Source organism: Pseudonocardia wallangbongensis, assembly GCF_054486945.1.
The window spans coordinates 40657-67565 of record NZ_JBRERS010000020.1; the positions used below are offsets into that span (position 1 = coordinate 40657).

Here is a 26909-nt window from a genome sequence, read left to right on the forward strand (position 1 = left end):
TTCTGACATGTACGATCTCGGCATGTCGCTGTCGCACGCGCTGCTCGGGCTGCTCGCCGTCGAACCGCGCAGCGGGTACGAGCTCACGAAGGCGTTCGCCGCCGACCTCGGCCGCTACGCCTGGCAGGCCGGCCACACGAGCATCTACCCGGAGCTGAACCGGCTGGCCGAACGCGGGCTCGTCACCGTCACCGAGGAGGGCGCGCGCGGCAGCCGCACCTACTCGGTCACCCCCGAGGGCTACGCCGAGCTGCGGACCTGGCTGCTCACGTGGCGGCGGCAGGGCAAGGTGCGCAACGAGGACGTGCTGCGCATGTTCCTGCTCTCCGCGCTCGAGCCGGCCGATGCGCTGGTCGTGCTGCGGAGGATCGTCGAGCACACGGGTGAGGAAGGCGCCAGGCTGCGCAAGATGATGGACGACGCCCCGGCCGTGATCCCCCCGGGCTCCGACGGGTTCGGCTACCTCGCCGCCGAGTTCGGGGCCCGCCAGTTCGAGGCGGTGCACGGTTGGGCGCTGTGGGCGATCGAGAAGCTGGAGGCCGAAGCCGCCTAGAGCGCCTCGGCCACGGCGGTGCCGACGGCTGCGCGCAGCTGCGCGTGTCCCTGCCGCAGCTCGCGGCGCCCGGCACGCACCTCGACCACCCGCAGGCCGGGAGCCGGGGCGAGCGCCCCCGCGACGTCGGGGACGTCCACGAGGACGTGACCGGTGCCGGTCGCGGCGCAGAGCGCGGCGAGGTCGACACCGTGCGGGGTGCCGAAGACCCGCTCGAACGCGGCGGCGTGCTCCGGGGCGCCCTGCTCGAGCAGCTCGAAGATGCCGCCGCCGTCGTCGTTCAGCACCACGATCGCGAGGTCGGGGCGCGGCTCGTCCGGCCCGATGACGAGCCCGGTCGAGTCGTGCAGCAGCGTGAGGTCGCCGAGCACCGCGTACGCGGGCCCGTCGTGCACCAGCGCGGCGCCGGCGGCCGTCGAGACCGTGCCGTCGATGCCGGCCACGCCCCGGTTCGCGAGCAGGGTGAGGTCCGGGCGCGGCACGGCGGCCAGCGCGACGTCGCGCACCGGGTTGGACGAGCCGAGCACCAGCTGCGCGCCGGGCGGCAGCGCCGCCACCAGCTCGCGCGCGAGCCGAAGGCCCCCGGGGGTGGCGGGGTCGTCGAGGGCCTTGTCGAGGGCGTCCGCGGCGGCGGCGTCCGCGGCGCGCCACCGGTCCGTCCACGACCGGTCGGGGCGCAGCGGCGGGAGGCTCCCGATCGCGCGGACGCTGCCCGCGACGTCCGTCCAGGGCATGCCGCGGGGGTCGGCGAGCACGTGGACGGCGACGTCCGGGTCGGCGAGGAGCCGCTGGACGGGGCGGTGCAGCGTGGGCCGGCCCGCCACCACCACCTGGGCCGGCCGCAACGCGGGCGAGGCCCCGAGCAGCCACGGACCGGTGCGGACCGCCGCCGGCCAGGCCGCCGACGCGGGCTCGGCGACCACCGGGACGGGCAGGTCGAGCAGTCCCTCCGGGGCGCCGGAGCCCGCGATGACGAGCGTCGGCGCCGCCGGGTCCAGCGGCAGCGGCACCGCCTGCCGGACGACCGGCGCCACGCGCGTCCTCGGCCCGCCGCCCGGCCGGCCCGCGGGAGCCTCACCGGGACCGTCGGGCACGAGTGGTTCGGCGAAGGGGAGGTTCAGCTGCACGGGGCCGGGCGGCCCGCCGGATGCGCCCGTTGCGGCGGCGACGAGCCGGTCGACGGACGCGCGGCCGCGGGCGGGGTCACCACCGACCCCGGCGATCACGGCCAGCCGCACCGCACCGCCGAACAGGCCCGCCTGCTCGATCGTCTGGCTGGCGCCGGTCCCGATCACGTCCGGCGGCCGGTCGGCGGAGAGCACCAGCAGCGGGACGCCCGCGTGCGACGCCTCCAGCACCGCGGGGTGCAGGTTCGCCACGGCCGTGCCCGACGTCGTGCAGACCGGCACCGGACGGCCCGATCGCAGGGCGATGCCGAGCGCGAGGAAGCCGGCCGTGCGCTCGTCGATCCGGACGTGCAACCGCAGCCGGCCGCCGGCGTCGGCCGCGTGCAAGGCGAACGACAGCGGCGCGTTGCGGGAACCGGGGCAGAGCACGGCGTCGGTGACACCGCACCGGACCAACTCGTCGACGACGAGCCGCGCGCAGGCCGACGACGGATTCACGGACGTGAGCCTAGGCCGACCCCGGCAACCCCACCGCGCACACCGCCGCGGCACCGCACACATGTCCGACCATGTGTGCGGTCCCCGGACGGTGTGCGCCGCCACTCGGGCCTGCCTATGTCTCGATTAGTTGGAAGGCCGTCGCCAGGCGGGCGCCGGGGAGGCGTTTCGCGGCCTCCTCCGCGGCCGTGCGCAGGAACTGCTCCGGGTCGCTCATCGGCCCGCCGAGCGCCTCGAGGTAGGCCTTGTGCGCCCGCAGCGACGCCACGCCGCGGTCGAACGACCCCTCGACGTCGACGGCGTGCCCGCTGAGGGGCGAGGCGAGCACGAGCACCTGCTTCACGCCGGTCCACGGCTCGCCGACCTCCGGGAACAGCCAACGGTTCGCCGCGTCCCGGACGGCGTCGATGGCCGCCCGCCCGACCGCGCGGTGATCGGCCATGTTGAGGTGGCCGCCGGGGAACGTGTCGTGGTGGTTGCTCGTGATCACCACCTCCGGCCGGTGCCGGCGGATCGCGGCCGCGATGTCGCGGCGCAGCGGGATCCCGTAGCCGACCAGGCCGTCCGGGTGGTCGAGGAACTCGACGACGTCGACGCCGACCTCGGCCGCCGCGGCGCGCTGCTCGGCCTCGCGCAGCGGGCCGCACTCCGCAGGCGGGAGGGTGTCGATCCCGGCCTCCCCGCGGGTCGCCAGCAGGTACGCGATGCTGCGCCCCTGGGCCGTCCAGCGCGCGATCGCGGCGGCCCCGCCGTACTCCAGATCATCCGGATGGGCGACAACGGCGAGCCCGCGCGCGAAGTCCTCCGGGAACAGCTCATAGTCCTCGGCCATGGTGTGATCCTCCCCTCCCCGTGGTCCCCGGAGCACGGGCGTAGCGTCCGGCGTGATCATTGTGGGCACGAGCGGTGCCCAGGACCAGGAGCTCCCCACACATGCCCGATGCCGACCTGCGCCGGCGGGCGATCACCGTCCTGAACGGCAACTGGGAACGCGGGCACACCGTGCCGTCGCGCCGCCTCTACCCGCACCAGTGGAGCTGGGACTCCGCGTTCATCGCGATCGGCTGGGCCCACGCCTCGCCCGACCGCGGCCGCCGCGAGCTGGAGTCGCTGCTGGCCGCCCAGTGGACCGACGGGCGCGTGCCACAGATCGTGTTCAACCCCGCCGTCGCCCGCGACGCGTACTTCCCCGGCCCCGACTTCTGGCGATCCCGCGAGGTCCCCGGCGCGCCGCGGCGGGAGACGTCCGGGATCGTGCAGCCCCCGGTGCACGCGGTGGCCGCACTCGAGGTCCACCGCGCCGCGCCCGCCCTCGGGCGGCGGTTCCTGCGGCGCGCGTACCCGCGCCTGAAAGCCCAGCACGACTACCTGCTGCGCGAGCGCACCGGCCCGCACGGCCTCGTGGCGATCGTGCACCCGTGGGAGTCCGGTCAGGACAACTCCCCCGCCTGGGACGCCGAGCTGGCCCGGGTGCCCGCGGACGTCGCGGTGCTGACCGCGCACCGGCGTCGCGACCTCGACCACGTCGACGCCGCCGAACGCCCCACGGCCGCCGACTACGCCCGCTACGTCACGATCGTGGAGACCTACCGCGACCACGGCTACCGCGACGAGCCCGGCTCACACCTCTTCGTCGCGATCGACCCCCTGTTCAACGCCCTGCTGGCGTGGTCGGAGGAGGCCCTCGCCGAGATCGCCGACATCCTGGGCGAGCCGTCCGACCCGCACCGCGAGCGTGCGGCGGCCCTCCGCGACGCCCTGCTCTCCCGGTGCTACGACCGCGGCGCCGGGCATTTCTTCGCCCTCGACCACAGCGGCGAACGCGTCCCCGAGCACTGTGTCGGCGGTCTGGCCCCGCTGGTGCTCGACCTGCCCACCGACGTCGTCGACGCGCTGGTGGCCGGCATGACGGGCCCACGCTTCGCGCTGAACGACCGCGTCCCGCTGCCCAGCTACGACCGCACCGGCCCCGCCTTCGACACCACCCGCTACTGGCGCGGCCCGGCCTGGATCAACACGAGCTGGCTCGTCCTGCACGGGCTGGAACGCCACCGGCGGCACGCCGAGGCCGCCACGCTCCGCGCGGCGCTGCTGAACAGCGTGCGGCAGGAGGGCTTCCGGGAGTACTTCGACCCGTGGACGGGGGCCGGGTGCGGGGTCGCGGACTTCAGCTGGTCGGCGGCGCTCACGCTGGACCTGCTGGCGACCCGCGGGTCCCCGGACGTTGCAGCAAAGCCACTTCCACGCAACTAGTGTCCCCCGCCGGAAGTCCGCCGAATAATTCGGCGGCCCAGCTCCACGCTGCGCGCACCGGTCGACGACCCGAGTACGCCCGGTACGAGGGCCGGTCTCGTCCAGACCGGCGTGCCCGCCAGCCGGGGACGGCCGCCGGAGCGACCACCGGGTTCGGTAGTTGTGCCCACCCAGCCACCACACACACGGGCAGCGGCGGGGGAAGACCGGTGACCGCACGCCCGACCGGGTCGAGGTCGCGGGGCAGCCGGTCACCGGCCGGGTACGGCGCGCCCACCGCAACGTTTCATGGTCACATCGACACCTTGCGTTTCCGATCAAGGAGGGTGTTGCCGAATCGGCCGCGCCGGCGTCCGGCGATCAAGGCGAAATGGTCGCTAGTCGATCTTCAACAGCGGCCATCAGCCCTTGATCGACGCCCTGGCCTGCTGTTATCGGGTGCACATCGTCGTTGCTACGACCATGGACGACCGATACCGCCGATCACGGGCCGGCGCCCGGCGGCTGGATCGGGTCAGCCTCCATTCGCGGCGCCGGAACCGCACCCGGCGATCATCGGAGGGACAGCCGGGGTCGGACTCACTCATCCAGATGGCGTGAAAGTGGCCTTGCTGCAATCCATGGTGCGCGGGCTCAGGCCGGGACGCGGGTCAACCAGGAGCGCAGGGCCGTCGCCAGCGCGACCGGGGCGTCGAGCTGGATGAGGTGCCCCGCACCGTCGACCCGGGTGAGGTCGGCGCCGCGGATCCCCGCGGCGAGCCGCTCCCCGGTGGCCACCGGGATCCAGGTGTCCTCGGTGCCCCAGAGGACGGTCACGGGGATGTCGATCCGGTCGAGCAGCGCCTCGTTCTCGGCGAGGTAGCGCTCGTCGTACGCGGCGATCTGCCGGTAGAACGCGGGCTGCCCCTCCGCGCCCAGCCAGGGAGCGACGAGCGCGGCGAGGTCGTCCTCGCGCAGCTCACGGTGGCTCGCGTTGCCGATGTAGGCCCTGACCAGGGCCTCGTGGATGTACGGCGGCACCTGGGCGAGCACGTCCGGGTGCTGCTTCACGAGCCGGAAGAACGGGGAGCCCGACGGCGGGATCGCCACGACGTCCGCCATCAGCAGCGAGGCGTACGGCACGTCGTGCACCAGGTGGGCGCGCAGCGAGACGGCGCCGCCGAAGTCGTGCGCGACGACGTGCGGGCGGTCGAGGCCCCAGTGCGCGAGCAGCGCCGTGAACGCGTCGGCCTGCGCCCCGAAGTCGACCGGGTGACCCGGCTCCTTCGAGGAGCGGCCGTAGCCGGGCATGTCCCACAGGTACACGGTGAAGTCGGTGCTCAGGGCCTCGGCGAACGGCCGCCACAGCCACGACGACCAGGGCGTCCCGTGGCAGAACACGACGGCGGGCCCCGACCCGGCGCGGCCCCATGCGATCCGCCGCCCCTCCCACGAGAACGTCTCAGCGAGATCCATGTCCGGCACGGTAACCGTCGCCGGGCGAGCGGAGGCGTTCCAGCTGGTTCCGCAGGTTGCGGTGGACGTCCACCAGCGAGTCGATGCGCCGCTCGACCGCCGCGATCCGGTGCTCGTACCGCGCGATCGCGTCGTCGCAGGGCTGTTCGTGCGCCAGATCGCGGTCGAGGCAGCCGCCCAGCTCATGGATGTCGTCGCTGGTCAGCCCGGCCTCCAGGAGCCGGCGGACGTTGCGCACCCGGACGACGGCCTCCGGCCCGTAGTCGCGGTAGCCGTTGGCGCCGCGGCCGGAGCCGAGGAGGCCGCGCTCCTCGTAGTAGCGCAGCGCACGGGTGGTCGCGCCCGTCCGCCGGGCCAGCTCGCCGATCCGCATGCCGCGCCTTCTCACCCGTTCCGATCCTCGCCCACCGCCGCGAGATCGGCACGCGGTTGCCCGGTCAGGTGGCGGACCACCGACACGGCGAGCAGCACGAGCGCCACCGAACCGATCGCGATCGCGGTCAGGAGCACGGCCGGGACGCCCTCGGCCTCCAGTACGACACCGCCCAGCGCACCCCCGGCGGCGATCCCGACGAAGAGCGCGCTGGAGTTGAGCGCCACCGCCTCGGTCCCGGCGTCCCCGGCCAGGGCGAGCAGCCGGGCGTTCATCGGCGGGTTGAACGCCCAGCCCGCCAGTCCCCAGACGGCGTAGCCGAGCGCGATCACGGGCAGCGCCGCCGCCGCGGCGAGCAGACCCGCGGCGACGAGGACGGCGGTCGCCGCCACCTGCACCGCGAGCGCCAGCACGAGGGTGCGTCCGGCACCCCAGCGGTCGGTCGCGCGGCCGCCCAGCACGGTCCCGAGCGCCCCGGCGACGCCGACGCAGGCGATGAGCAGCGCGACGCCGTCCGCGCCGACGCCGGCGAGGTCGCGGGCGATGGGAGCGACGTAGGTGTACGTGATGAAGCTGCCGGTGGCCGCGACCGCGGTCGTGACGACCGCCAGCAGGACGGGAGGGGCGGCGAGCAACCGGATCCGCCGGGCGAGCCCGGGGCGCCCGCTCGCCGGGAGCGCCGGCAGGAGCCCGACCACGGCGACGCATCCGACGACAGCGAACCCGGCGACGAGCCAGAACGTGGACCGCCAGCCGGCGGCGGCGCCGAGCCAGGTGCCCAGCGGCACCCCGACGACGAGGGCCACGGTCATCCCCGCGGCGACCGAGCCGATGGCCCGCCCGACCCGCTCCGGCGGGGCCAGTGCCGCGGCGGCCGCGAACGCGGCGGGCGTCATCGCCGCGGCGACCACGGCCGCGAGCAGGCGCACCACCAGGAGCGCGGCGTACGACGGCGCCAGCGCCGCGGCCGCGTTGAGCAGCGCGAACGCCGCGAGTCCGGTGGCCAGCAGCGTCCGCCGGTCGAGCCGCGCCGTCGCAGTGGCCATCGCCGGTGCGGCGAGCGCGTACGCGATCGAGAAGACCGTCACGAGCTGTCCGGCGGCGGCCTCGGTGACCGCGAGATCCGCCGCGACCGCCGGCAGCACGCCCGCCATCACGAAGTTGTCCGTGCCCGCCACGAACGTCACCAGGACGAGGCACGGGAGCTTGCTCGATCTCATGCCCCGGACGCTAGGAGCTTCACGCCGGCGTCAAGGTCAAGCGGAACGCTCGGGCCAGCCGATGGCGTCGAGGAACTCCTCCATCTCCGAGACCACCCGGCCGAGCACCGCGACCGTGTCGAGCACCGGGCCGGGTACCTGCATGCCGTGCCCGGCACCCTCGACCTCCAGCACGTACGGCGAGAGCCGCCGGGCCAGCGCGCCGTCCCACAGCGCGTCGGCGGTGCCGCCGACGAGGAGGAACGGTGCCGTGGCACGAGCCAGGGCGGCGGCGATCCACGGCACCGTCAGGACCGGGGTGAGCCACACCGCGGGCAGGCCGCGCTCGGCCGCGAGCGCCGCGGCGTTCGCGCCGAGGGACTTCGCGATCAGCAGCGGACGGCCGCCGACCCGGTCGAGCAGCCCCGTGACCTCGGCGCGCACCCAGCCCTCGATCTCCTGCGCGAACGGGTCCGGCGGTTCCCCGGACCACGAGTGCCGATGGACCCCCGCCCCGCGCCTCTCGGCGACGGACCCCGCGTAGAGGAGGAGCCCGGCCGCCGGTCCGAACTTCCCACCCGGAACCACGACGGCGTCGGCCACGCCGGCGACCCTACGGGGCTGCGCGCTCGCCGAACTGCGCGACCATGGACCGTCCGACGACCGCCGCCAGGAGGAGGGCCGGCTGAACCCGCTGCTCGCCGAGGCTCTCTCCGCCGCGCTGCTGCTCGCGGTGCTGGCCTGCGCCGTGATCCGCCCGCGGGGGTGGTCGGAGGCCGTGTTCGCGGTCCCGGCCGCGCTGGTGGTGATGGCCACCGGGGCGATCTCGCTCCAGGCCGTGGTCTCGGAGCTGGAGCTGCTGGGCCCGGTGGTCTGGTTCCTGGCGGCGGTGCTGGTGCTCGCCCAGCTGTGCGACGACGAGGGCCTGTTCCGGGCGTGCGGGGCGTGGATGGCCCGGGCGGCGGCATCGCGGCCGCGCCGGCTGCTGGTCCACGTCTTCGCGACGGCGTCGGTGATCACGGCTGCGTTGAGCCTGGACGCCACGGTGGTGCTGCTCACCCCGGTGGTGTTCGCGACGGCGGCCAGGCTGGGCGTCCGCCCGAAGCCGCACGTGTACGCCTGCACGCACCTGTCCAACACCGCGTCGCTGCTGCTGCCGGTGTCGAACCTGACCAACCTGCTCGCGTTCGCGGCGAGCGGGTTGACCTTCACGCGGTTCGCCGGGCTGATGGCGCTGCCCTGGATAGTGGCCGTTGCGGTCGAGTACGCGGCGTTCCGCTGGTTCTTCGCCGCCGAGCTCGACGTCGCGGCCGACGTGGGCACCGCGGTGGAACGGCCCGAATGGCCGGTGTTCGCCATGGTCGTCGTCGCGGCGACGCTGGCCGGGTTCCTGCTGACGTCCGCGGTGGGCGTGAACCCGGCGTGGGCCGCGACGGCCGGTGCGGTCGTGCTGGGGGTGCGCGCGCTGGCCCGGCGGCGCACGACGCCCGCCGCGATCGGGCGGGCGGCCGCGGTCGGGTTCCTCGCCTTCGTGCTGGCGTTGGGGATCGTCGTGCGCGCCGTGCTGGACAACGGCCTGGCCGCGGGGCTCGACGGGTTCGTGGTCGACGACACGGGGCTGCTGGGGCTGCTGGGCATCGCGGCGGCGGCCGCGGTGCTGGCGAACCTGGTCAACAACCTGCCGGCGGTGCTGGTGCTGCTGCCGCTGGCCGCCCCGGCCGGGCCCGCCGCGGTGCTGGCGGTGCTCCTCGGGGTGAACATCGGCCCGAACCTGACCTACGCCGGTTCCTTGGCCACACTGCTGTGGCGACGCATCGTGCGCGACCACGACAGCGACGTCGACCTCGGCGAGTTCACCCGGCTCGGGTTGCTCACCGTGCCGGCCGGCCTCGTCCTGTCCGTGGCGGCGCTGTGGGTGTCGCTGCACCTGATCGGAACCGGAGGCTGAGCGGATGCGCGTGGTGGTCTGGATCGCCGAGGGGACCTGGCCGGCCTGTGTCGACGCGACCCGCACCCTCGCCCCGGACACAGCCGATGTCGCGTTGCTGCACGTCACCGGCGACGTCCCGGCGGCCGCGCACGGCGCGTTCGCCGGCCTGCTCGGCCGCGGCCGTCCGGAGCGCGACCCGGGCATCGACATGACGCGCCTCGCCGCGGAGTCCGCGGAGCGGCTGCTCGACTCCGCGGCTCACCGGTTGGGCCGGCCGTGTGCACGCTCGGCCCGCACGGGCCGTGTGGAGCGGGAGGTCATCACCGCCGCGCAGGACGCGGACCTCCTCGTGCTCGCCCGTGACGGCGACCGCAGCCACCTCGGGCCCCGCAGCCTCGGCCACGCCACCCGGTTCGTGGTGGACCACGCCCCGTGCCCGGTGCTGCTGGTCTGGCCGGAACATGCTCCGGACATCACGTCGCTCCCGCCGCCGCCCCCGGGACCGCGGAAAGGCGGTCGCGGCGGGCAGTAGCGTGGGCCCGGACATGAGCGCAACGATCCAGGCCACCGGCCTCGCCGCCGGGCACGGCACCCGCGTCCTGTTCTCGGGTCTCGACCTGATCGTCGCCCCCGGGGACGTCGCCGGGCTCGTCGGCGCCAACGGCGCGGGCAAGTCCACGCTCCTGCGGCTCCTCGCGGGCGAGCAGGACCCCGAGGACGGGAAGGTCGTCGTCAGCCCGCCGGACGCCACCGTCGGGCACCTGCCGCAGGAGCCGGACCGGCGCCCGGGCGAGACGGTGACGGCGTTCCTCGCGCGGCGCACCGGCGTGGCCGCGGCGCAGGCGGCGATGGACGCCGCGGCGGAGGCGCTCGGCGGTGGTGCTCCGGGCGCGGACGACACCTACGCCGCGGCGCTGGACCGCTGGCTCGCCCTCGGCGGTGCCGATCTCGACGAGCGCGCCGGCGAGATCGCCGCGGACGTGGGCCTCGGCGTGGATCTCGACGCGGCGATGACCTCGCTGTCGGGCGGGCAGGCCGCCCGGGCCGGGCTCGCCGCGCTGCTGCTCTCGCGCTACGACGTCCTCCTGCTCGACGAGCCCACCAACGACCTGGACCTCGACGGCCTGGAGCGCCTGGAACGGTTCGTGACGGGCCTGCGCAGCCCGGCCGTGATCGTCAGTCACGACCGCGAGTTCCTCGCCCGCACCGTCAACCGCATCGTCGAGCTGGACCTCGCGCAGCAGCAGGTCGAGGTCTACGAAGGCGGCTACGACAGCTACCTCGCCGAGCGCGAGGTCGCCCGCCGGCACGCCCGCGAGGCCTACGAGGAGTACGACGACCGGGTCACCTCGCTCAAGGATCGCGCGCGGACCCAGCGCAACTGGATGGCCCAGGGCGTGCGCAACGCGCGGCGCAAGGCCACCGACAACGACAAGATCGGCCGCAAGATGCGGGCCGAGACCAGCGAGAAGCAGGCCGCGAAGGCCCGCCAGACGCAGCGGCTGATCGAGCGGCTCGACGTGGTCGAGGAGCCGCGCAAGGAGTGGGAGCTGCGGATGACGATCGCCGCGGCGCCGCGCTCCGGCGCCGTCGTGGCGTCGGCCACGGGCGCGGTCGTGCGGCGCGGGTCGTTCGTGCTCGGGCCGATCGACGCCCAGGTCGACTGGGCCGACCGGGTCGTCATCACCGGGGACAACGGCTCGGGCAAGACCACGCTGCTCGGGGCGCTGCTCGGGCGCATCCCCGTCGACGAGGGCAGCGCGGGGCTCGGCTCGGGGGTGCGGGTCGGCGAGATCGACCAGGCCCGCGGGCTGTTCCTCGGCCCCGAGTCCCTGGCGCGGGCGTTCGGCAACGCGGTGCCCGACTGGACCGAGTCGGACGTCCGCACGCTCCTCGCCAAGTTCGGGCTGACGGCCGAGCACGTGCCCCGGCCGGCCGCGTCGCTCTCCCCCGGTGAGCGCACCCGCGCCGCGCTCGCCCTGCTGCAGGCCCGCGAGGTGAACCTGCTCGTGCTCGACGAGCCGACGAACCACCTCGACCTGCCGGCCATCGAGCAGCTGGAGCAGGCCCTCGACTCCTTCCCCGGCACCATGATCCTGGTCACGCACGACCGCCGGATGCTCGACTCGGTGCGCACGACCCGCCACTGGACGCTGGTGGCAGGCCACCTCACCGAGGCCTGACCGGGCCCGGCCTGACCGCAGCATGGTGGCTTTGCTCCGGTTGAACCGGAGTATGGCCACCATGCTGCGATTCGGCGCGTCAGCTGGGGCGGCGCTCAGCTGGGGCGCGTCGGCGGGCTCTGGGTGCGCGCCGGGTCGCGTTCCACCCGGTCGCCCAGGGCCTCGTCGATGCGCTTCAGGACGTCCGGTTCCAGGCGCACCCCGCTCGCCCGGACGTTGGCCGTGACCTGCTCGGGGCGGCTCGCGCCGATGATCGCCGCGGCGACGTTGTCGTTCTGCAGCACCCAGGCCACGGCGAGCTGAGCCATCGTGAGTCCCAGGTCGGAGGCGACCGGCTCCAGTGCCTGGATGCGGGCGAGCGTCTCCTCGCCCATCCAGCGCTGGATGGAGTCGGCCCCGCCCTTCTCGTCGGTCGCGCGGGATCCGGACGGCGGCGCGGCGCCCGGCTTGTACTTGCCGGTGAGCGCACCCTGTGCGATCGGCGAGAACACGACCTGGCTGATGCCCAGCTCCTCCGACGCGGGCACGACCTCGGCCTCGATCACCCGCCACAGCATCGAGTACTGCGGCTGGTTGGACACGAGCGAGAAGCCGAGCTGCTCGGCGAGCGCCTGGCCCGCGCGCAGCTGCTGCGCGGTCCACTCGCTCACGCCGATGTAGAGCGCCTTGCCGGAGCGGACGACGTCGGCGAACGCCTGCATCGTCTCCTCGAGCGGCGTCTCGACGTCGTAGCGATGGGCCTGGTAGAGGTCGACGTAGTCGGTCTGCAGCCGGGCCAGGCTCCCGTCGATCGACTCCATGATGTGCTTGCGGGACAGGCCCGAGTCGTTGGGCCCCTTCGGGCCGGTGGGCCAGTACACCTTGGTCAGGATCTCCAGCGAGGCGCGCCGCTCGCCGGTGAGCGCCTCGCCGAGCACGGACTCGGCCGCGCCGTTCGCGTACGCATCAGCGGTGTCGAAGGTGGTGATCCCGGCATCGAGGGCGGCCCGCACGCATGCGACGGCGGCGGCGTTCTCGACCTGGGAGCCGTGGGTGATCCAGTTGCCGTAGGTGATCTCGGAGACCTTCAGGCCGGACCGGCCGAGGTAGCGATGTTCCACACCCGAACAGTAGTCGCACTTGTCAGATGAGTGGACATGGCTGCGGGCGGCCCCGTTGGCACGGGACCGCCCGCAGCGGGTCGATGTCGGTCAGGCCTCGGGTTCTTCCTGCACGCCGATCGCGAAGCGCAGCTCCTGCCCGCCGTCGGGCCCGGCCACCGGCTGCACGTCCAGCACCTTGTCGTCGAGCACTTGGGCGACCACCGGCTCGAGGAAGACGCTCACCCCGTCGCCTGCCAACACCACGTCGTCGGTGTTCGGCTGCCCTGCCAGCGAGAGCTCAAGGCCCTGCTCGGGATCGGGGGCCGCGATGCGCAGCCCGCCCCCGTCCGGCAGCTCGGCGTCGGTGGTCAGAGTCTTGATGGCTTCTGCCGCCGTATCGGTGATTGCCAACATGCCGCGCCACGGTAGGCGCGAATCCTCCGCCGTGCAGACCGGGGTCTAGCCGAAGGTGTCCGGAGCCGGCCCGAGCCGGGTGCCGGAGTCGAGCTCGTCGATCGTGGCGACGTCGTCGGCGCTCAGCTCGAAGTCGAACACCTCGATGTTCTCCCGGATCCGCGACGGCGTCACCGACTTGGGGAAGACGATGATGTCCTGCTGGATGTGCCAGCGCAGCACGACCTGGGCCGGGCTCTTGCCGTACTTCTCCGCGAGAGCGCCGATCCGCTCGTCCCGCAGCAGGTCACCACCCTTGCCGATGGGGCTCCACGCCTCGGTGGCGATGCCGTGCCTGCGGTGGTAGGCCTGCAGGTCCCGCTGGGCGAGCCACGGGTGCAGCTCGATCTGGTTGACGGCGGGCACGGTGCCCGTCTCGGCGGCGAGCCGCTCCAGGTGCGGCACCTGGAAGTTGGACACGCCGATCGAGCGGGCCTTGCCGTCGGAGAGGATCTTCTCGAACGCGCGCCACGTCTCGACGTACCGGTCGGCGTGCGGCCGCGGCCAGTGGATCAGGAAGAGGTCGACGTGGTCGAGGCCCAGCTTCTGCAGGCTCTCGTCGAGCGCGGCGACGGCTTCGTCGCGACCGTGCCGGCTGTTGTTGAGCTTGGTGGTGACGAACACCTCCTCGCGCGCCAGCCCGGACTCCCGGACCGCCTGCCCGACGCCCTCCTCGTTGCCGTACCCCTGAGCCGTGTCGATGTGCCGGTAGCCGGCTTCGAGGGCCGTGCGCACGGCCTCCGCCGTCCTGGCCGGTTCGATCTGGAAGACGCCGAACCCGAACTGCGGGATCTGCACGCCGTTGTTGAGGCGGATGCTCGGTACCTGCGGCATGGCCCCGTTCTACCCGCTCGCGGCCGTCTTCTACCGGCGACCCCCGGCACCCACCGGGTGCCACCGCCGCGACGCCGTCCACGGCGGCAGCGGCCTGCGCGCGCCCGGCCCGGGCGGCCGCGGCGCGGTGTGCGGGGTCCAGGACGTTGCGCCCGATCGCCGCGACCGCCGCGGCGTCCGGGTTCACGAGCGCGACCTGTGCTCCCCGTGCGCGCAGGGCGGCGGCCTGCGGGCCGACCGCGACCGCCGGGCCGATCCCGCGCACCATCGGCGCCAGCACCACCACCCGCTCGTACCCGGCGGCGAGGTCGGCGTTGGCGGGTGAGTACAGCCCGCCGTCGACGAGCAGGCGCCCGCCCGTGCTCACGGGCGCCCAGATGCCGGGCACCGCACAGCTCGCCGCGACGGCCTCCACGAGGGGCGCCCCCGAGTCCCGGTCGAGCACGACGCGCTCGCCGCTGTGCGCGTCGACCGTTGCGATCCGCAGGTCGCGCTGTGGCCACTCGTGCACGGGCAGCCGCCTGCCGATGACGGCGACGCGCTCGGACGCCGGCCCGGTCGTGGCCCGCCGCGCGAACCGGCCGATCCGCGGAACTCTAGGCCACGCTTGACGGGCGTCCATGAGTTCAGGAAAGCCACATTCCTGTCCTCCAGGTTCAGGAATGTGGCTTTCCTGAACCTCCCTCGGAGGGCTTCTGCGGCGGCGGCCCGTGGCCGTGCCCATGACCATGGCCGGCCCCGGGCACCGGGTCACCCGCCCGCAGCGGCGCCCCGTGGAACCGGCCCTCGTGCGCGATGATCGGCCGCTGGTCGCCCGCCAGCTCCGGGTGCTTCGCCTCCAGCCGCTGCCGCTGCTCCCACTGCCGGCGGAGGCCGGTGGTGTACTCGCGGTTGCCGTTGTGCGTGCCGCGCCACGTCTGGGGCATCTGCTCCTTCGTCAGGCCGGCCCCGGCCTGGCCGAGCAGGCTCGGCCCGGCCGGGATCTTCTGCGGGGTGCCATCACACGCCGGGCAGGCCGGCGCCGGCGCGTCGATCCCGACGAGGCGCTCGAAACGCTCGCCACAGCCGCACCGGTAGACGTAGATCGGCATCTACCAGTTCTCCACCGACTTGGTGAGGATGTCGGCGATGTCGTCCTCGGTGGGCGTCTTCGGGCAGGTGGCGAGCAGGCGCTGCTGCTTCATCGTGCCGGGCACGAGGTCGGGCACGTCCGCCTCCGTGTAGCCGACGCCGCCGATCCCGTTCGGGATCCCGATGTCGCGCATCAGGTTGATCAGCACGGAGGGAAGCTGCTCGCGCTGGTCGTTCACCTTGTCCGCCCGCGGGTCGAGCATCTGCGCGGCCTGCAGGTGCCGGTCCGGGGCACTCTCGAACGAGAACCGGAACGCCTCGGGCGCCGTGAGCGACACGGACTGGCCGTGCGGCACCATCGGCTCCTCCTGCGGGTAGCCCGCTGGCCGGTAGTCCTTGACCATGCCGGCGATCGGGTAGGCGTTGGCGTGCGGGATGTGCACGCCCGAGTTGCCGAAGCCCATGCCGGCGAACGTGGCCGCCATCATCATGTTCGACCGCGCCTCGACGTCGTCGGCACCCCGGTGCACCGCGGTGCGGAACGACTGCGCGAGCAGGGCGAGGGATTTCTCGCACCACAGGTCGGACACCGGGTTCGAGCCGCAGTAGGTCACCCGTTCCTCGGGCTTCTTGCGGTCGAACGTGGTGTACCAGCGCGCCGTGTACGACTCGAGCGCGTGGCAGACGATGTCCATCCCGGCCGACGCGGTGACCTCGGCGGGAAGGCTCATCGTCAGCAGCGGGTCGATCACGGCCAGGGTGGGGCGCAGCCGCCAGTGGCTGATCCCGGTCTTGACCTTCATCGACAGGATGTCCAGCACGCACATGGCCGTGGACTCCGAGCCGGTGCCCGCCGTCGTCGGGATCGCGACGAGCGGCTTGAGCTGGCCCGGTGGGGTCTTCGCGGCCCCGATCGGCTTGTTGATGTAGTCCATCAGCTCGCCGGGGTGGCTGGTGAGCAGGTTGATCGCCTTGGCGGTGTCGATCGCCGAGCCACCGCCGACGGCGACGAACCCGTCCCACGGCCCCTGCGCGCGGGCGTACTCGGTGGCCTTGTTCATCGAGTCGTCGGTGGGCTCGACGTGCACCGCGTCGAAGATCTCCGACCGGATCTCGTAGCGCCGGAGGCTGTCGGCGATGCGCTCGGGGATGCCGAGGGCGTGGATCCCCGGATCCGTGACGATCAGCACCCGCCGGACGCCGTAGCCCGACATCTCGAAGCCGACCTCGTCGGACGCGCCGGCACCGAACTTCAGCGGCGGCGCACCCCAGGTGAAGATCGTCTCCTCGGTGAGGTCGATCCCGGTCATGTGTAGGAGCCCTCCGGTGCGACCCGCAGCTGGCGGATCTGGTCGGCGTCGTGCCCGAACACCATCTGCGCGCCGGTCCGTTCCTGGTAGCCGCGCAGCTTCTCCACCGAGGCGTAGAAGTCCTCGAGGTTGTTGACGATCGCGGCGGGTGTGGCGGGTGGCCCGTAGCTCTCGCCCAGGTACACCGCGTCCGACGTGAAGATCATCGTGCCGGTGTCGGGCAGGTCGACCTGCATCGACATGCACCCGACCGTGTGACCCGGTGTCTCGATCAGCGTGACGCCCGGGAGGAACTCGGCGTCGCCGGACACGGTCTGGAACTCGAGGCCTTCGTAGTCGGTCTTGAGGTGCGCGCCGGCGAAGAGCCCGTCGAAGCCGAACGCGAAGTCCTTCTCCCGCTCGTGGCAGACGAGCTTGGCGGGGGTGTTCTTGAACATCTGGGCGTTGCCGGCGTGGTCGAAGTGCAGGTGCGACAGCACGACGTAGTCGATCTCGTCGAGGCCGAGGCCCAGCTGGTTCAGCCGGGAGTCGAGGTACTCCTCGTCGCTGACGTGGTCGTAGGGGAAGAACTCCTGCAGGCCGGTGGGCCCCCACCGCTCCTCCCAGTCGCGAGGGCAGCTCGTGTCCCAGAGGAGCTTGCCCTCGTCGGTCTCCACGAGGACGCAGTGGGTGGGGACATCGACCCACGGGGCGGGGGCGTCCTTGTGACTGCGGTCGGTGATCGACCGGCCCGGCTTCAGCAACAGCCAGGTCAGGTCGGCGGTCATCGCACCGCAGGGGATCACGGTTACCTTGTTCGCGGTCGCCATCATGATCCTCTCGACACTGAGGGAGTGATTTCCCGACCGTTGCACCCGGGACGGCACCCGTCAATCTGTGCGCACTGATCGATGGACGAGGTCGTCGCTGCCGGGTCGGGGCCTGGCAGCCTGGGTCCATGCGCCGTTACGAGTACCGGGTCCTGCAGCTGCGCGAGAGCCTGATCGGCGGGAAGCTCTCCGCCGACAAGCTGGAGCGCCTCCTGAACGACGAGGCGGACGAGGGCTGGCAGCTGAAGTCGATCACGTCCACCGATGTGAAGGGCCGGGTCGGCCCCGGCGCGGTGGAGGGGCTGCTCGTCACACTGGAACGTCCCGTCGGCTGACGAGGCGCTGTTCGCCGTTCGCATAGGGTCGCTGAACGTGGACACCCCCTCCGAGCTGTTCGACCCTGCCGCGTGGCGCCCGGTCGAGGGCTTCGACTTCGCCGACATCACCTACCACCGGGCCGTGGACACCGGGGCGGTGCGGATCGCGTTCGACCGCCCCGAGGTCCGCAACGCGTTCCGGCCCGGCACGGTGGACGAGCTCTACCGCGCGCTCGACCACGCCCGGCAGACCCCCGACGTCGGCTGCGTGCTGCTCACCGGCAACGGGCCGTCCCCGAAGGACGGCGGGTGGGCGTTCTGCTCGGGTGGCGACCAGCGGATCCGCGGGCGCACCGGCTACCAGTACGCCTCCGGCGAGACCGCCGAGACGGTCGACCCCGCCCGGGCCGGGCGGCTGCACATCCTCGAGTGCCAGCGGCTCATCCGGTTCATGCCGAAGGTCGTGATCGCGGTGGTGTCCGGCTGGGCGGCGGGCGGCGGCCATTCGCTGCACGTCACGTGCGACATGACGATCGCGAGCGCCGAGCACGCCCGGTTCAAGCAGACCGACGCGGACGTCGGGTCGTTCGACGGTGGATTCGGCTCGGCGTACCTGGCGCGGCAGGTGGGCCAGAAGTTCGCGCGCGAGATCTTCTTCCTCGGGCGCGAGTACACGGCGGAGGACGCCCATCGCATGGGCATGGCGAACGCCGTGGTGCCGCACGCCGACCTGGAGAAGGTGGCGTTGGAGTGGGCGCGGGAGGTCAACGGCAAGTCGCCCACGGCGCAGCGGATGCTGAAGTACGCCTTCAACCTGATCGACGACGGGCTGGTCGGCCAGCAACTGTTCGCGGGCGAGGCCACGCGGCTGGCGTACATGACCGATGAGGCGGTGGAGGGCCGGGACGCGTTCCTGCAGAAGCGGGAGCCGAACTGGGCGGGTTACCCGTGGCACTACTGACGAGCGAACGGCCCGATCGCGAGCTACGTGCGAGCGAGAGCGCCGCTCGCTCCGCCACGCCGCGCCGCGCCATCGAGCGAGCGGGCCGCTCGCACGCCAGGTGCGAGCGAAGGTGCCGTTCGCTCCACGTCGCGCCGGCGCCGTGACCGCGCTCCGGGTCGTGACCCTCGACGGCTCGACCCACGCCGTCGACGCCCTCGCCGACGCGCTGCGCGATGGGCTCGACGGGGGGCCCGCGGTGCTGCCCGTCGCACCCGGGGAGGCCACTGTCGCCGGTGTGCCCGGTGCGGGCGCCGCGGTCGTGATCGCCACCTCCGGCTCGACGGGCGCCGCGAAGCACGTGGTGCTCTCCGCGGCCGCGCTGCGGGCGTCCGCACATGCCACGGCCGAGCGGGTCGGCGGCACCGCGCGCTGGCTGCTCGCGCTGCCCGCCCAGCACGTCGCGGGCGTGCAGGTGGTGGTCCGCGCCCTGCTCGCGGGTGCCCCGCCGGTGGTGCAGGACCTGCGTGCCGGCTTCCGTCCGGACGGCTTCGCCGCCGCCACACGCGAGCTCGGCACCGGACGGCGCTGCACCAGCCTGGTGCCCACCCAGCTCGCCAGGCTCCTCGACGCCGACGGTGCGGCCCTCGACGCGCTGCGTGGCTACTCCGCGGTGCTCGTCGGCGGGGCGGCCCTCGCGCCGCGGCTCCACGAGCGGGCCGTGGCCGAGGGCGTCGCGGTCGTCACGACCTACGGGATGAGCGAGACCGCCGGCGGGTGCGTGTACGACGGCGTCCCGCTCGGCGGCGTGCGTGTCGAACTGGAGGACGGCGGGCGGATCCGGCTCGGCGGCCCGACCCTCGCCGACGGCTACCTCGGCGATCCCGGGCTGACGGCGGCCGCGTTCGCCGGCGGGTGGTTCCGCACGAGCGATCTCGGCCGCTGGCGGGACGGGCGGCTGGAGGTGCTCGGGCGGGCCGACGACGTGATCGTCACCGGCGGCGAGAACGTGGCACCGGCCGCGGTGGAACGCGTGCTCGCCGCGCAGGACGGGGTGGCCGCGGCCTGCGTCGTGGGGGTGCCCGACGCCGAGTGGGGAGAGGTCGTCGCCGCGGCGGTCGTGCTCGACCGCCCGCTCGACACCGCGCTCGCCGAACGCCTGCGGGCTGCGGTGCGGGAGGAGCTCGGGCGGGCCGCGGCCCCCCGGATCGTGCGCGCCGTCGACCGGATCCCGCTGCGCGGGATCGGCAAGCCCGACCGGATGGCGACGGCCGGCCTGCTCACAGCCCAGGACGCTCCTGCCCGGATCGGCCCCTCCTCACACCCCCGGAACGGATGACCTCGGCCTACATCCCTTCGGGCCCGTCACGCTGCGTTGATTGACGGTTACTGATCACGTTCTGTCTCCTGCCTCGTAGGACACACCCGTCACACGAGCACCGAGGGGACGATCGCATGAAGTGGGCCACCGCGACCGCACTCCTCGGCATCGCGAGCAGCCTCGCGCTCGGCCCCGCCACCCCGGCGGTCGCGGGCCCACCGACGGCCTCCTGGACCGCCGACCTCCGCCAGGGGGAGGCCGCGGGTGTCGTGCTCGACGGCGGTGTGGCTCGGATCGACCCGCGCACGGCGTTCGTCGCCGTTGCCGAAGGGGCCCCGGCCGACGCCACCGCCCAGCCGACGGGCCTGCTGACCTTCCCCGCCCGCCGGCTCGCGACGGCGACCGACCAGGTCGCGGTAGCGGTGGCGGGCGAGGTTCCGGCCGGCGCCACCGCCACCGTCGATGTCAGGGGGCGGCGCGCCGCGGGCAGGTGGACCGAGTGGATCCCGGCCGGGCCCGGGGGTCGGTCCGTCACGCTCCCGACCGCGTCCGCCGAGGTGCAGGCCCGGCTCGTCCTCGCGGGCGATCCGGCGGCCGGACCCGCGGTCCGGGAGATCACCCTCACCGCCCGCCCGGCACCGCCGGGCCGGGTCGAGGCGGACGACCGGGCGCTCGCGCTCACCTACCACGTGTTCGCCACGCGCGAAGGGCTCGTCGGCGGCAAGACGGCGAACGGGCACGTCATCGGCGACCACGACCACTTCGTGGCGCTCCCGTCCCGCCGCGCGCTGTCGCCGCGCGACAGCAGCGACTACTCCGTGAAGGTGTGCGCGCCCACCGGACGCTGCGCGTTCGCCCCCGTCTGGGACGTCGGGCCGTGGAACACCCGCGACGACTACTGGAACCCCAGCTCCGAGCGGCAGGAGTGGCGCGACCTGCCCCAAGGCGTGCCACAGGCCCAGGCCGCCCACGACGACGGCTACAACGGCGGGCGGGACCAGTACAACCGCAAGGTCTCCAACCCGGCCGGCATCGACCTCGGCGACGGGCTGTTCTGGGACGCCCTCGGCCTGAAGAACAACTCGTGGGTCGACGTCGAGTACCTGTGGACCGGTGGCTCGGAACACCTCGCCCGGGTGGCGGCCGACACCGACGTCCGGGCGGCCCCCGACCCCGCGGCCGAGGTCGTCGGGATCGCGGCAGGCCACGCGTCCGTGCCGGTGCAGTGCGTGCAGGACCGCTGGCTGCGCGTCGGCCCCGACCAGTACGTCGAGGCCTCGGTGGTGCCCGACGCACCGCGCGTCGGCGCGTGCCCCCCACCCCCGGGAGTCGCTGGGTGAGTGCGCGCGAGTCGCGTTCGGGGGCGGGATAAGTTGCGTGTGTGGCCACGATCGCGCAGTGGGTGGAGGGTGCTCGACCGCGCACCCTGCCGACCGCACTCTCCCCCGTCATCGCCGGCACCGGAGCAGCGCTCGGGCATGGTGTCGTCGCGCCGGGACGCGCGCTGCTGGCGCTGATCGTCGCGGTCTCGCTCATGATCGGCGTGAACTACGCCAACGACTACTCCGACGGCATCCGCGGCACCGACGACGAGCGGGTGGGGCCGCTGCGGCTCGTCGGGTCGCAGCTCGCCACCCCGTCGACGGTCCGGACCGCGGCCTTCTTCGCGTTCGGCGTGGCCGGCTTGGCCGGGCTGACGCTGGTGTCGCTCAGCGGTCAGTGGTGGCTGATCGCCGTCGGCGCCCTCTGCATCGTGGCCGCGTGGTTCTACACCGGTGGCTCCCGCCCCTACGGCTACCTGGGTTTCGGGGAGATCGCGGTCTTCGTCTTCTACGGCCTCGTCGGTGTGCTCGGCACCGTGCTCACGCAGAGCGGCCCGCCCGGCTCGCTCGCCGTGATCACCGCGATCGGCGTGGGAATGCTCACGACCGCCGTGTTGGTGGCCAACAACCTGCGCGACATCCCCACCGACGGCGCTGTGGGCAAGCGCACGCTCGCCGTGCGGCTGGGCGACCGGGACACCCGCCGCCTCTACGCCGCGCTGACCCTGCTGCCGTTCCTGATCTCGGCGGGTGCCGGGCTGCGCAGCTGGCCGATGCTGCTGGCGCTGCTCGCGCTGCCGTTCGCGGTGCTCCCGATCCGGGACGTCCTCGGCGGCGCGGAGGGCGGCAAGCTCATCCGGGTGCTGGCCCAGACCGGCGTGTTGCTGCTGGGCTGGTCACTGCTGACCGCGACCGGCCTCGCGGTCGGACGGTTCGTCTGACGCGACGAGCGGTGGGTCGGCGTCGGCGGGCGCGTCGCCACGCAGGCGGGCCCGCAGCGCCTCGCGCTCGCGGGACCGGCGCTCCCGGGCCGTGACCAGCGCGCTGTCCAGGCGCGCCCGCAGTCCGCGGAAGAGAACCATGGACAGCGGCAGCGCCACGATCAGCGCCACCAGCAGCGCGATGACGAACGGAACGCCTGCCACCATCAGCAGCGCTGTGATGAGCGTGACCAGCGCGACGCGGGCGGCGGTGTAGAGCGCCACGGCGGCGGCCAGCCCGGGCTGCCGCTCCGTGTGGGTCGGCGACGTCATACACCCAGCGTACGACCGGTGCGGGAGACTCGTGCGCGCAGCCGTGGGAGACCTGTCCGGTTCGTCCTTTAAGAGCCCTTTACCTCCGGACAACCGTTCGAGTACCTGGGGTCCGCGGTGTCACGATGGCCCGGAAGCACCACGTTCTGGGAGGTCATGAATGTCGATCACGCACACCGGCAGCACCGAGCGTCTGCTCACCCCCGGTGAGGTGGCGGCGCTCTTCCGGGTCGACCCCAAGACGGTCACCCGGTGGGCCTCCGCAGGCCGGATCGGGTCGATCCGCACGCCCGGCGGCCACCGGCGGTTCCGCGAGTCCGAGGTGCGCAGCATGCTGGCCGACCTCACGAGCGAGGCCACCCTGCCACCCGCCCGCCCCTGAACGAGCCCCACTCACAGCACTTCACCCCGCCCCCGCACGTCCTCGGCTAACCTCGGTTGCGGAGGTGGTTCGACAATGCTGTTCCTCATCGCATTCGTCGGCGCCGCGATCATCGCTCTGGTGCTGTGGAAGGCGATGAACTCCGGCGCCGTCGACTTCCCGCAGCCACAGCGGCGAGGCCCGGTGGCCGGCCCGAGCCGTACACCGCCGGTCAGCGGGCCGGACGACGACCCCGACTTCTTACGTCAACTCGACGAGAAGGTCCGCAGGCGCGACGAACCGCCGGGGGCCTGAGGCCCGTCGGCGAACCCTCAAGCCGGCGGCCCCTCGAACGCGTCGGCCACCGCCGCCGCGACGTCCAGCAAGGCGAGCCGGGTGCCCGGCTCGAGCCGCTCGAGGTCCACCTCGGCACCCTCCTCGAGGTGGGCGTCGAACGGGATCCGGGTCACCGTGCGGCACCGCGCCGCGAAGTGCTCGGCCACCTTCCCGAGATCGACGCCGCCCGACGAGCGGTGCACGCAGTTGATCACCGCGACGGAGTTCTTCACCAGGTCACCATGCCCGTGGGCGTCGAGCCAGTCCATCGTTGCCGACGCGCTGCGCGCCCCGTCGATCGAACCCGACGACACGATGATCAGCTGATCGGCGAGGCCGAGCACGCCGTACATCGCCGAGTGCATGAGCCCGGTGCCGCAGTCGGTGAGCACGATGTTGTAGAAGTGCTCCAGCAGCGTGACGGTGCGCCGGTAGTCGTCCTCGCTGAACGCCTCCGACACCGCGGGGTCCTGCTCGCTCGCCAGCACCTCCAGGCGGGACGCGCCCTGCGAGGTGTACGCCCGCACGTCGCTGTAGCGACGCACCCGCTGAGCGTCCCTCAGCAGGTTGCGCACCGTGGCGCTGGTCTCGAGCGGGATCTTCTGGCTGAGCGTGCCGCGGTCCGGGTTGGCGTCGACCGCCACCACCCGGTCGCCGCGCAGCGAGGCGAACGTGGCGCCCAGCGTGGCGGTGACGGTGGTCTTGCCGACCCCGCCCTTGAGGCTCAGTATGGCGATCTTGTAGCAGCCGAGCAGCGGGCGGTTGACCCGTGCGGTCAGCTCCCGCTTGCGGATGTCGGCCGGGCTCTCGCCCGGATTGATCAACCGACCCGACAGGACGTAGACGAGCCGGCGCCAGCCGGACTGCGGGGGCCGGCGCGTGGGCGCGAGGACCCGCGCGGTGCTCAGGTCGGGCCGCTCCGCCCGCCCGCTGCGGGCGCGCTGCGCCTCCTGGGCCGCTACCGCACCGGGGTCGGTCCAACGGGCGGTGCCGCGTGGCGGGGTGCGCGGTGCGGCAGGCGGAGCATCCGCCGGTGCCTCCGCAGAGGGGCGCTCGGCCCGCAACTGGTTCGGCATCGTGGCGTCCCCGGATCCGGACTGGGCCGGGCGGGGTGCGTCGGGGTCGGAGCGTGGCGCAGGCGGCTCCGGTGGCGCGACCGGTGCCGGCGCGGCCTGAGATCCGCCAGCGCCCCAGCGCTCACGGACATACCGGCCCACCGAGCCATCCGGGTAGTCACCGGGTTGACGCTCTGTCATCAGTACATCCCGCCGAGCGCATTGATTCGACCGTTGAACCCCCACACGGACGCTGACGGTAGTCGGCCGACCGCGCGGGGTCGAGGCGCGGTCGGGTGGCGCCGTGTCACACGGCGTCAGCCCAGCCCGGCGTACGAGTGCAGACCAGCGACAACCATGTTGATGAAGAAGAGGTTGAAAAGAATCGTAGCGAAGCCGGCGACGTTCACCCACGCCGCCCGACCGGTCCGCCAACCCGCGGTGGCCCGGGCGTGGAGGTACGCCGCGTAGATCACCCAGGAGACGAACGCGATGGTCTCCTTCGGGTCCCACCCCCAGAACCGGCCCCACGCGGCCTCCGCCCAGATCGCCCCCGTGATGATCGCGAACGTGAACAGCGGGAACGCGATGATCGTGATGCTGTAGGCGAGCCGGTCCAGCACGTCGGCTTCCGGCAGCTTGTCGGCCACCCCGGCGAGCGATCCCGAACGGCGCAGCAGGAACAGCAGGCTCGCGACGCCTGCGACGACGAGGAGCCCGGACGAGATGCAGATGGTGCTGACGTGGATGCTCATCCAGTACGAGCGCAGGGGCGGCATCACGGGCCCGGCCGGAACGTAGAGCACCGATCCGGCCAGCGCCATCAGGACGAGCACCGGGAACAGCACGAACGGGCCCGCGGGTCGCACGGCGGGCGACCGGCGCAGCACGACGAGCCACGTACCGATCGCGGCGATGGCGATCGCCGCGATGAACTCGTACATGTTGCCCAACGGCCACCGCTCGGCCGCGATCCCGCGCGTGGCGATCGAGGCGAGCTGCAGCGCCGCCCCGAGCACGGTCAGCGCAACGGCCATCCGGCCGAACCGCTCCGGTCGGCCGCGCACCGGCTCCTCGTCGGGCCCGGCCGCCCCCACCAGCACGGGTGTCTTCGCCCGCGCCGCCGAGAACTCGACGGCGTGGAAGACCATCGCCAGCGCGTAGATCCCGGCGGCCGCCACGAAGAGGCGATCGCTGAAAGTAGCGAGTTCGACGCTCACTGGTTCTTCTCCTCTGGTGCCTTGGTGCTTCCCGCCGGGGAGCACTCAGGTGCGTCGAGCAGGTCGGCCCGGATGCGGTCGAACTCCTCGCCGTAGCCCGCACGGTCGGTGCGGGCCAGCCCACCGAGCTCGACCACGGTGCGTGCGCCGTCGTCGGTGGGGGTGAGCCGCGCCCAGAACCGGCGCCTGCGGATGGTCAACGAGAGGCCGAGCCCGACCAGCAGGAGCACGGCGAAGACGAGCACGGCCTCCTGACCGGGGTCGTAGCTGACCTGCAGGTACGCCCAGTCCTGAACGCCGTCGAAGCGGACCGCGGTGCCGTCGTCGAGGGTCAGCGACTGGCCCGGCACCAGGTTGGCCCGCGCGACCCGGGTCAGGGCACCCGAGTCGATCATGCGCTGGTCCACCTGGAAGATCGACTGCCCGCGGCCGTCGTCGAGGCCCAGGTCACCGCGCATCACGTCGACGGCGACCTCGGGGGCGAGCAGGCCCGGGAACACCGACGTCACGATGTCCCCGCCGGACGACGTGGGGGCGAACAGCCCGGTGACGGCGAGCTGGGAGGTGCGCCGCTCCTCCTCGTCGGTGACGCCGGGCGGCTCGAACTTCGTGGCGCCCTCCGAGAGCAGGGTGCCCGGGTCGACCGGCCGCCACTGGATCTCGCCGGTGCGCTGCTGCCCGTCCGGCCACGTGACGGTGAAGCGCGGGGCGTAGCCGTGGCCGAGCAGGTAGACGCGGTTGCCGTCCACCCGCAGGGGGTGGTTGACCTCCAGCTGGTGGGTGCTCCACCGCTCGACGCCCGCCTCGACATCCTCCGCGCTCTGGTAGGACAGCGTGCCGCGGAAGCTCTCGGCCTGTCCGTTCGGCTGGAAGTCCGCCTGGAAGTCGTCCAGGCGGACGCAGAACGGGCTGAGGTTCGTGCCGTCGACCCGCAGCCCGGCGCGGAACGTGTCGTAGCCGAGGATGCCGGTGTTGCAGAACTGGCCGCCACCGGACATGACGATGACCTGGCCCTCGTAGCCGAAGAGCTTGCCTGCGGCGAAGCCCAGGAGCAGGCCGATCAGGCTCAGGTGGAACAGCAGGTTGCCCGCCTCGCGCAGGTACCCCTTCTCCGCGGAGACCGTGCGCCCCGCCCCGTCCGGCCGCTCGGCGCGCCGCCAGCCGCGCAGCCGGGAGCGGACGCGCTCGGTGGCCTCGTCGATGCCGACGTCGAGCGTGGCGCTCGCCTGGTGCGGCATCCGCGCCAGGTTCCGCGGGGTGGCCACCGGCTCGGCCCGCATCGCCCCGGCGTGCTCGACGGTGCGCGGCAGCACGCAGCCGATCAGCGAGATCATCAGCAGCAGGTAGATCGCCGCGAACCAGGGCGCCGCGAACACGTCGAAGAACCCGAGGCGGTCGAGCGTGGGCGCGAGCCACGGGTAGTCGGCGAAGTACTGGTCGACGAGCTGCTGGTTCAGGGACCGTTGCGGCAGCAGCGCCCCGGGCAGCGCGGCGAGCGCGAGCAGGAACAGCAGCACGAGCGCCGTCCGCATCGAGGTGAGCCCGCGCCACGCGTTGCGCAGCACCCCGCCCACCTGCGCGAGTCGCGATACGGGCGCGCGCGGCTCGGGATCCTGGTGCTCGCGAGTCGGGGTCTCGGTGGGCGTCACCATCG

At 73.4% G+C, this 26909-nt stretch carries 29 protein-coding genes and 1 pseudogene; 13 read left to right on the top strand and 17 right to left on the bottom strand.

Translation table 11 applies throughout. From position 1 onward, the window contains the following. Nucleotides 1–22: 22 nt before the first annotated feature. Nucleotides 23–553: a PadR family transcriptional regulator gene (locus ACU436_RS39815; RefSeq protein ID WP_459032323.1), complete on the top strand. Its 531-nt coding sequence runs from the start codon at nucleotides 23–25 to the stop codon at nucleotides 551–553. On the opposite strand, the gene menD is transcribed toward ACU436_RS39815, so the two are convergent. Further along, entirely contained in the window at nucleotides 550–2178 is a 1629-nt protein-coding gene (gene menD, locus ACU436_RS39820) for a 2-succinyl-5-enolpyruvyl-6-hydroxy-3-cyclohexene-1-carboxylic-acid synthase (RefSeq protein WP_459032324.1), read from the bottom strand. The genes ACU436_RS39815 and menD overlap by 4 nt on opposite strands. A gap of 115 nt (nucleotides 2179–2293) precedes the next feature. Continuing rightward, nucleotides 2294–3010: a PIG-L deacetylase family protein gene (locus ACU436_RS39825; protein ID WP_459032325.1), complete on the bottom strand. Its 717-nt coding sequence runs from the start codon at nucleotides 3008–3010 to the stop codon at nucleotides 2294–2296. Between the two features lie 101 nt (nucleotides 3011–3111). On the opposite strand from ACU436_RS39825, the gene ACU436_RS39830 reads away from it, so the two are divergent. After that, entirely contained in the window at nucleotides 3112–4431 is a 1320-nt protein-coding gene (locus ACU436_RS39830; RefSeq protein ID WP_459032326.1) for an MGH1-like glycoside hydrolase domain-containing protein, read from the top strand. Between the two features lie 633 nt (nucleotides 4432–5064). Here ACU436_RS39830 and ACU436_RS39835 read toward each other — a convergent pair. From ACU436_RS39835 to ACU436_RS39850, 4 genes are read right to left on the bottom strand one after another with little or no spacing between them, the layout of a single operon-like run. Continuing rightward, nucleotides 5065–5886 (bottom strand): alpha/beta fold hydrolase, encoded by an 822-nt coding sequence (locus tag ACU436_RS39835; protein WP_459032327.1) that lies wholly within the window; start codon nucleotides 5884–5886, stop codon nucleotides 5065–5067. Then, nucleotides 5873–6274, bottom strand: a complete 402-nt coding sequence (locus ACU436_RS39840; RefSeq protein WP_459032328.1) for a MerR family transcriptional regulator — start codon at nucleotides 6272–6274, stop codon at nucleotides 5873–5875. The genes ACU436_RS39835 and ACU436_RS39840 overlap by 14 nt, the downstream gene beginning before the upstream one ends. Then, nucleotides 6271–7479: an MFS transporter gene (locus ACU436_RS39845; RefSeq protein WP_459032329.1), complete on the bottom strand. Its 1209-nt coding sequence runs from the start codon at nucleotides 7477–7479 to the stop codon at nucleotides 6271–6273. Before ACU436_RS39845 ends, ACU436_RS39840 begins: the two co-directional genes overlap by 4 nt. A 36-nt stretch (nucleotides 7480–7515) precedes the next feature. Beyond that, entirely contained in the window at nucleotides 7516–8061 is a 546-nt protein-coding gene (locus tag ACU436_RS39850) for a hypothetical protein (RefSeq protein ID WP_459032330.1), read from the bottom strand. A gap of 91 nt (nucleotides 8062–8152) precedes the next feature. Here ACU436_RS39850 and ACU436_RS39855 point away from each other — a divergent pair, with 91 nt between their 5' ends. From ACU436_RS39855 to ACU436_RS39865, 3 genes are read left to right on the top strand one after another with little or no spacing between them, the layout of a single operon-like run. After that, nucleotides 8153–9406, top strand: coding sequence for an SLC13 family permease (locus tag ACU436_RS39855; RefSeq protein ID WP_459032374.1), 1254 nt, complete (start codon nucleotides 8153–8155; stop codon nucleotides 9404–9406). A 4-nt stretch (nucleotides 9407–9410) separates the two neighbouring features. Continuing rightward, nucleotides 9411–9920, top strand: a complete 510-nt coding sequence (locus ACU436_RS39860; protein WP_459032331.1) for a universal stress protein — start codon at nucleotides 9411–9413, stop codon at nucleotides 9918–9920. Between the two features lie 13 nt (nucleotides 9921–9933). Beyond that, entirely contained in the window at nucleotides 9934–11571 is a 1638-nt protein-coding gene (locus ACU436_RS39865) for an ABC-F family ATP-binding cassette domain-containing protein (RefSeq protein WP_459032332.1), read from the top strand. A 95-nt stretch (nucleotides 11572–11666) separates the two neighbouring features. On the opposite strand, the gene ACU436_RS39870 is transcribed toward ACU436_RS39865, so the two are convergent. The 3 genes from ACU436_RS39870 to ACU436_RS39880 all read right to left on the bottom strand — a co-directional run bounded on the left by ACU436_RS39870 (nucleotide 11667) and on the right by ACU436_RS39880 (nucleotide 13940). Beyond that, the gene (locus ACU436_RS39870) at nucleotides 11667–12671 is read right to left on the bottom strand and encodes an aldo/keto reductase family protein (RefSeq protein WP_459032333.1); all 1005 of its coding nucleotides are present in this window, start codon (nucleotides 12669–12671) and stop codon (nucleotides 11667–11669) included. A 90-nt stretch (nucleotides 12672–12761) separates the two neighbouring features. Continuing rightward, nucleotides 12762–13067 (bottom strand): adhesin, encoded by a 306-nt coding sequence (locus ACU436_RS39875; protein ID WP_459032334.1) that lies wholly within the window; start codon nucleotides 13065–13067, stop codon nucleotides 12762–12764. Between the two features lie 45 nt (nucleotides 13068–13112). Beyond that, a complete protein-coding gene (locus tag ACU436_RS39880) occupies nucleotides 13113–13940 on the bottom strand; it encodes an aldo/keto reductase (RefSeq protein WP_459032335.1) in 828 nt (275 codons plus the stop codon). Here ACU436_RS39880 and ACU436_RS39885 point away from each other — a divergent pair. Continuing rightward, nucleotides 13939–14265 carry a hypothetical protein gene (locus tag ACU436_RS39885; protein ID WP_459032336.1) on the top strand — a complete coding sequence of 109 codons (327 nt, stop codon included), beginning with the start codon at nucleotides 13939–13941 and terminating at the stop codon, nucleotides 14263–14265. The two genes, ACU436_RS39880 and ACU436_RS39885, sit on opposite strands and share 2 nt — an antisense overlap. Before the next feature lie 36 nt (nucleotides 14266–14301). On the opposite strand, the pseudogene ACU436_RS39890 reads toward ACU436_RS39885, so the two are convergent. From ACU436_RS39890 to ACU436_RS39905, 4 genes and pseudogenes are all read right to left on the bottom strand, one after another. Further along, a pseudogene (locus tag ACU436_RS39890) lies at nucleotides 14302–14670 on the bottom strand (hypothetical protein); the annotation flags it as partial. Further along, complete coding sequence (locus tag ACU436_RS39895) at nucleotides 14597–15031, bottom strand: FmdB family zinc ribbon protein (protein WP_459032337.1); 435 nt, start codon at nucleotides 15029–15031, stop codon at nucleotides 14597–14599. The gene ACU436_RS39895 and the pseudogene ACU436_RS39890, both read right to left, overlap by 74 nt. After that, entirely contained in the window at nucleotides 15032–16321 is a 1290-nt protein-coding gene (locus ACU436_RS39900; protein WP_459032338.1) for a hydroxyacid-oxoacid transhydrogenase, read from the bottom strand. Then, entirely contained in the window at nucleotides 16318–17088 is a 771-nt protein-coding gene (locus ACU436_RS39905) for an N-acyl homoserine lactonase family protein (RefSeq protein WP_459032339.1), read from the bottom strand. Before ACU436_RS39905 ends, ACU436_RS39900 begins: the two co-directional genes overlap by 4 nt. A gap of 170 nt (nucleotides 17089–17258) precedes the next feature. Here ACU436_RS39905 and ACU436_RS39910 point away from each other — a divergent pair, with 170 nt between their 5' ends. The 5 genes from ACU436_RS39910 (at nucleotide 17259) to ACU436_RS39930 (ending at nucleotide 21971) form a co-directional block, all read left to right on the top strand. Continuing rightward, entirely contained in the window at nucleotides 17259–17465 is a 207-nt protein-coding gene (locus tag ACU436_RS39910; protein WP_459032340.1) for a DUF4177 domain-containing protein, read from the top strand. A gap of 37 nt (nucleotides 17466–17502) precedes the next feature. After that, on the top strand, nucleotides 17503–18408 hold the full coding sequence (locus ACU436_RS39915) for a 1,4-dihydroxy-2-naphthoyl-CoA synthase (protein ID WP_459032341.1): 906 nt from the start codon (nucleotides 17503–17505) through the stop codon (nucleotides 18406–18408). 112 nt (nucleotides 18409–18520) lie between these two features. After that, nucleotides 18521–19726 carry an o-succinylbenzoate--CoA ligase gene (menE, locus tag ACU436_RS39920; protein WP_459032342.1) on the top strand — a complete coding sequence of 402 codons (1206 nt, stop codon included), beginning with the start codon at nucleotides 18521–18523 and terminating at the stop codon, nucleotides 19724–19726. Nucleotides 19727–19842: 116 nt separating this feature from the next. After that, on the top strand, nucleotides 19843–21048 hold the full coding sequence (locus tag ACU436_RS39925) for a hypothetical protein (RefSeq protein WP_459032343.1): 1206 nt from the start codon (nucleotides 19843–19845) through the stop codon (nucleotides 21046–21048). A 41-nt stretch (nucleotides 21049–21089) separates the two neighbouring features. After that, nucleotides 21090–21971, top strand: coding sequence for a 1,4-dihydroxy-2-naphthoate polyprenyltransferase (locus ACU436_RS39930; RefSeq protein ID WP_459032344.1), 882 nt, complete (start codon nucleotides 21090–21092; stop codon nucleotides 21969–21971). Here the strand turns inward: ACU436_RS39930 and ACU436_RS39935 are convergent. Next, a complete protein-coding gene (locus ACU436_RS39935) occupies nucleotides 21927–22283 on the bottom strand; it encodes a DUF4229 domain-containing protein (RefSeq protein ID WP_459032345.1) in 357 nt (118 codons plus the stop codon). The two genes, ACU436_RS39930 and ACU436_RS39935, sit on opposite strands and share 45 nt — an antisense overlap. 160 nt (nucleotides 22284–22443) lie before the next feature. Between ACU436_RS39935 and ACU436_RS39940 the strand changes: the two genes are divergently transcribed. Further along, nucleotides 22444–22665 carry a BldC family transcriptional regulator gene (locus tag ACU436_RS39940; RefSeq protein WP_459032346.1) on the top strand — a complete coding sequence of 74 codons (222 nt, stop codon included), beginning with the start codon at nucleotides 22444–22446 and terminating at the stop codon, nucleotides 22663–22665. Nucleotides 22666–22740: 75 nt separating this feature from the next. After that, nucleotides 22741–22959 carry a hypothetical protein gene (locus ACU436_RS39945; protein WP_459032347.1) on the top strand — a complete coding sequence of 73 codons (219 nt, stop codon included), beginning with the start codon at nucleotides 22741–22743 and terminating at the stop codon, nucleotides 22957–22959. 17 nt (nucleotides 22960–22976) lie between these two features. Here ACU436_RS39945 and ACU436_RS39950 read toward each other — a convergent pair whose 3' ends face one another. From ACU436_RS39950 to resB, 3 genes are all read right to left on the bottom strand, one after another. Further along, a complete protein-coding gene (locus ACU436_RS39950; protein WP_459032348.1) occupies nucleotides 22977–24236 on the bottom strand; it encodes a MinD/ParA family ATP-binding protein in 1260 nt (419 codons plus the stop codon). Nucleotides 24237–24352: 116 nt separating this feature from the next. Beyond that, entirely contained in the window at nucleotides 24353–25255 is a 903-nt protein-coding gene (gene ccsB / locus ACU436_RS39955) for a c-type cytochrome biogenesis protein CcsB (RefSeq protein WP_459032349.1), read from the bottom strand. Further along, nucleotides 25252–26907, bottom strand: coding sequence for a cytochrome c biogenesis protein ResB (resB, locus tag ACU436_RS39960; protein WP_459032350.1), 1656 nt, complete (start codon nucleotides 26905–26907; stop codon nucleotides 25252–25254). Before resB ends, ccsB begins: the two co-directional genes overlap by 4 nt. Nucleotides 26908–26909: the final 2 nt, after the last annotated feature.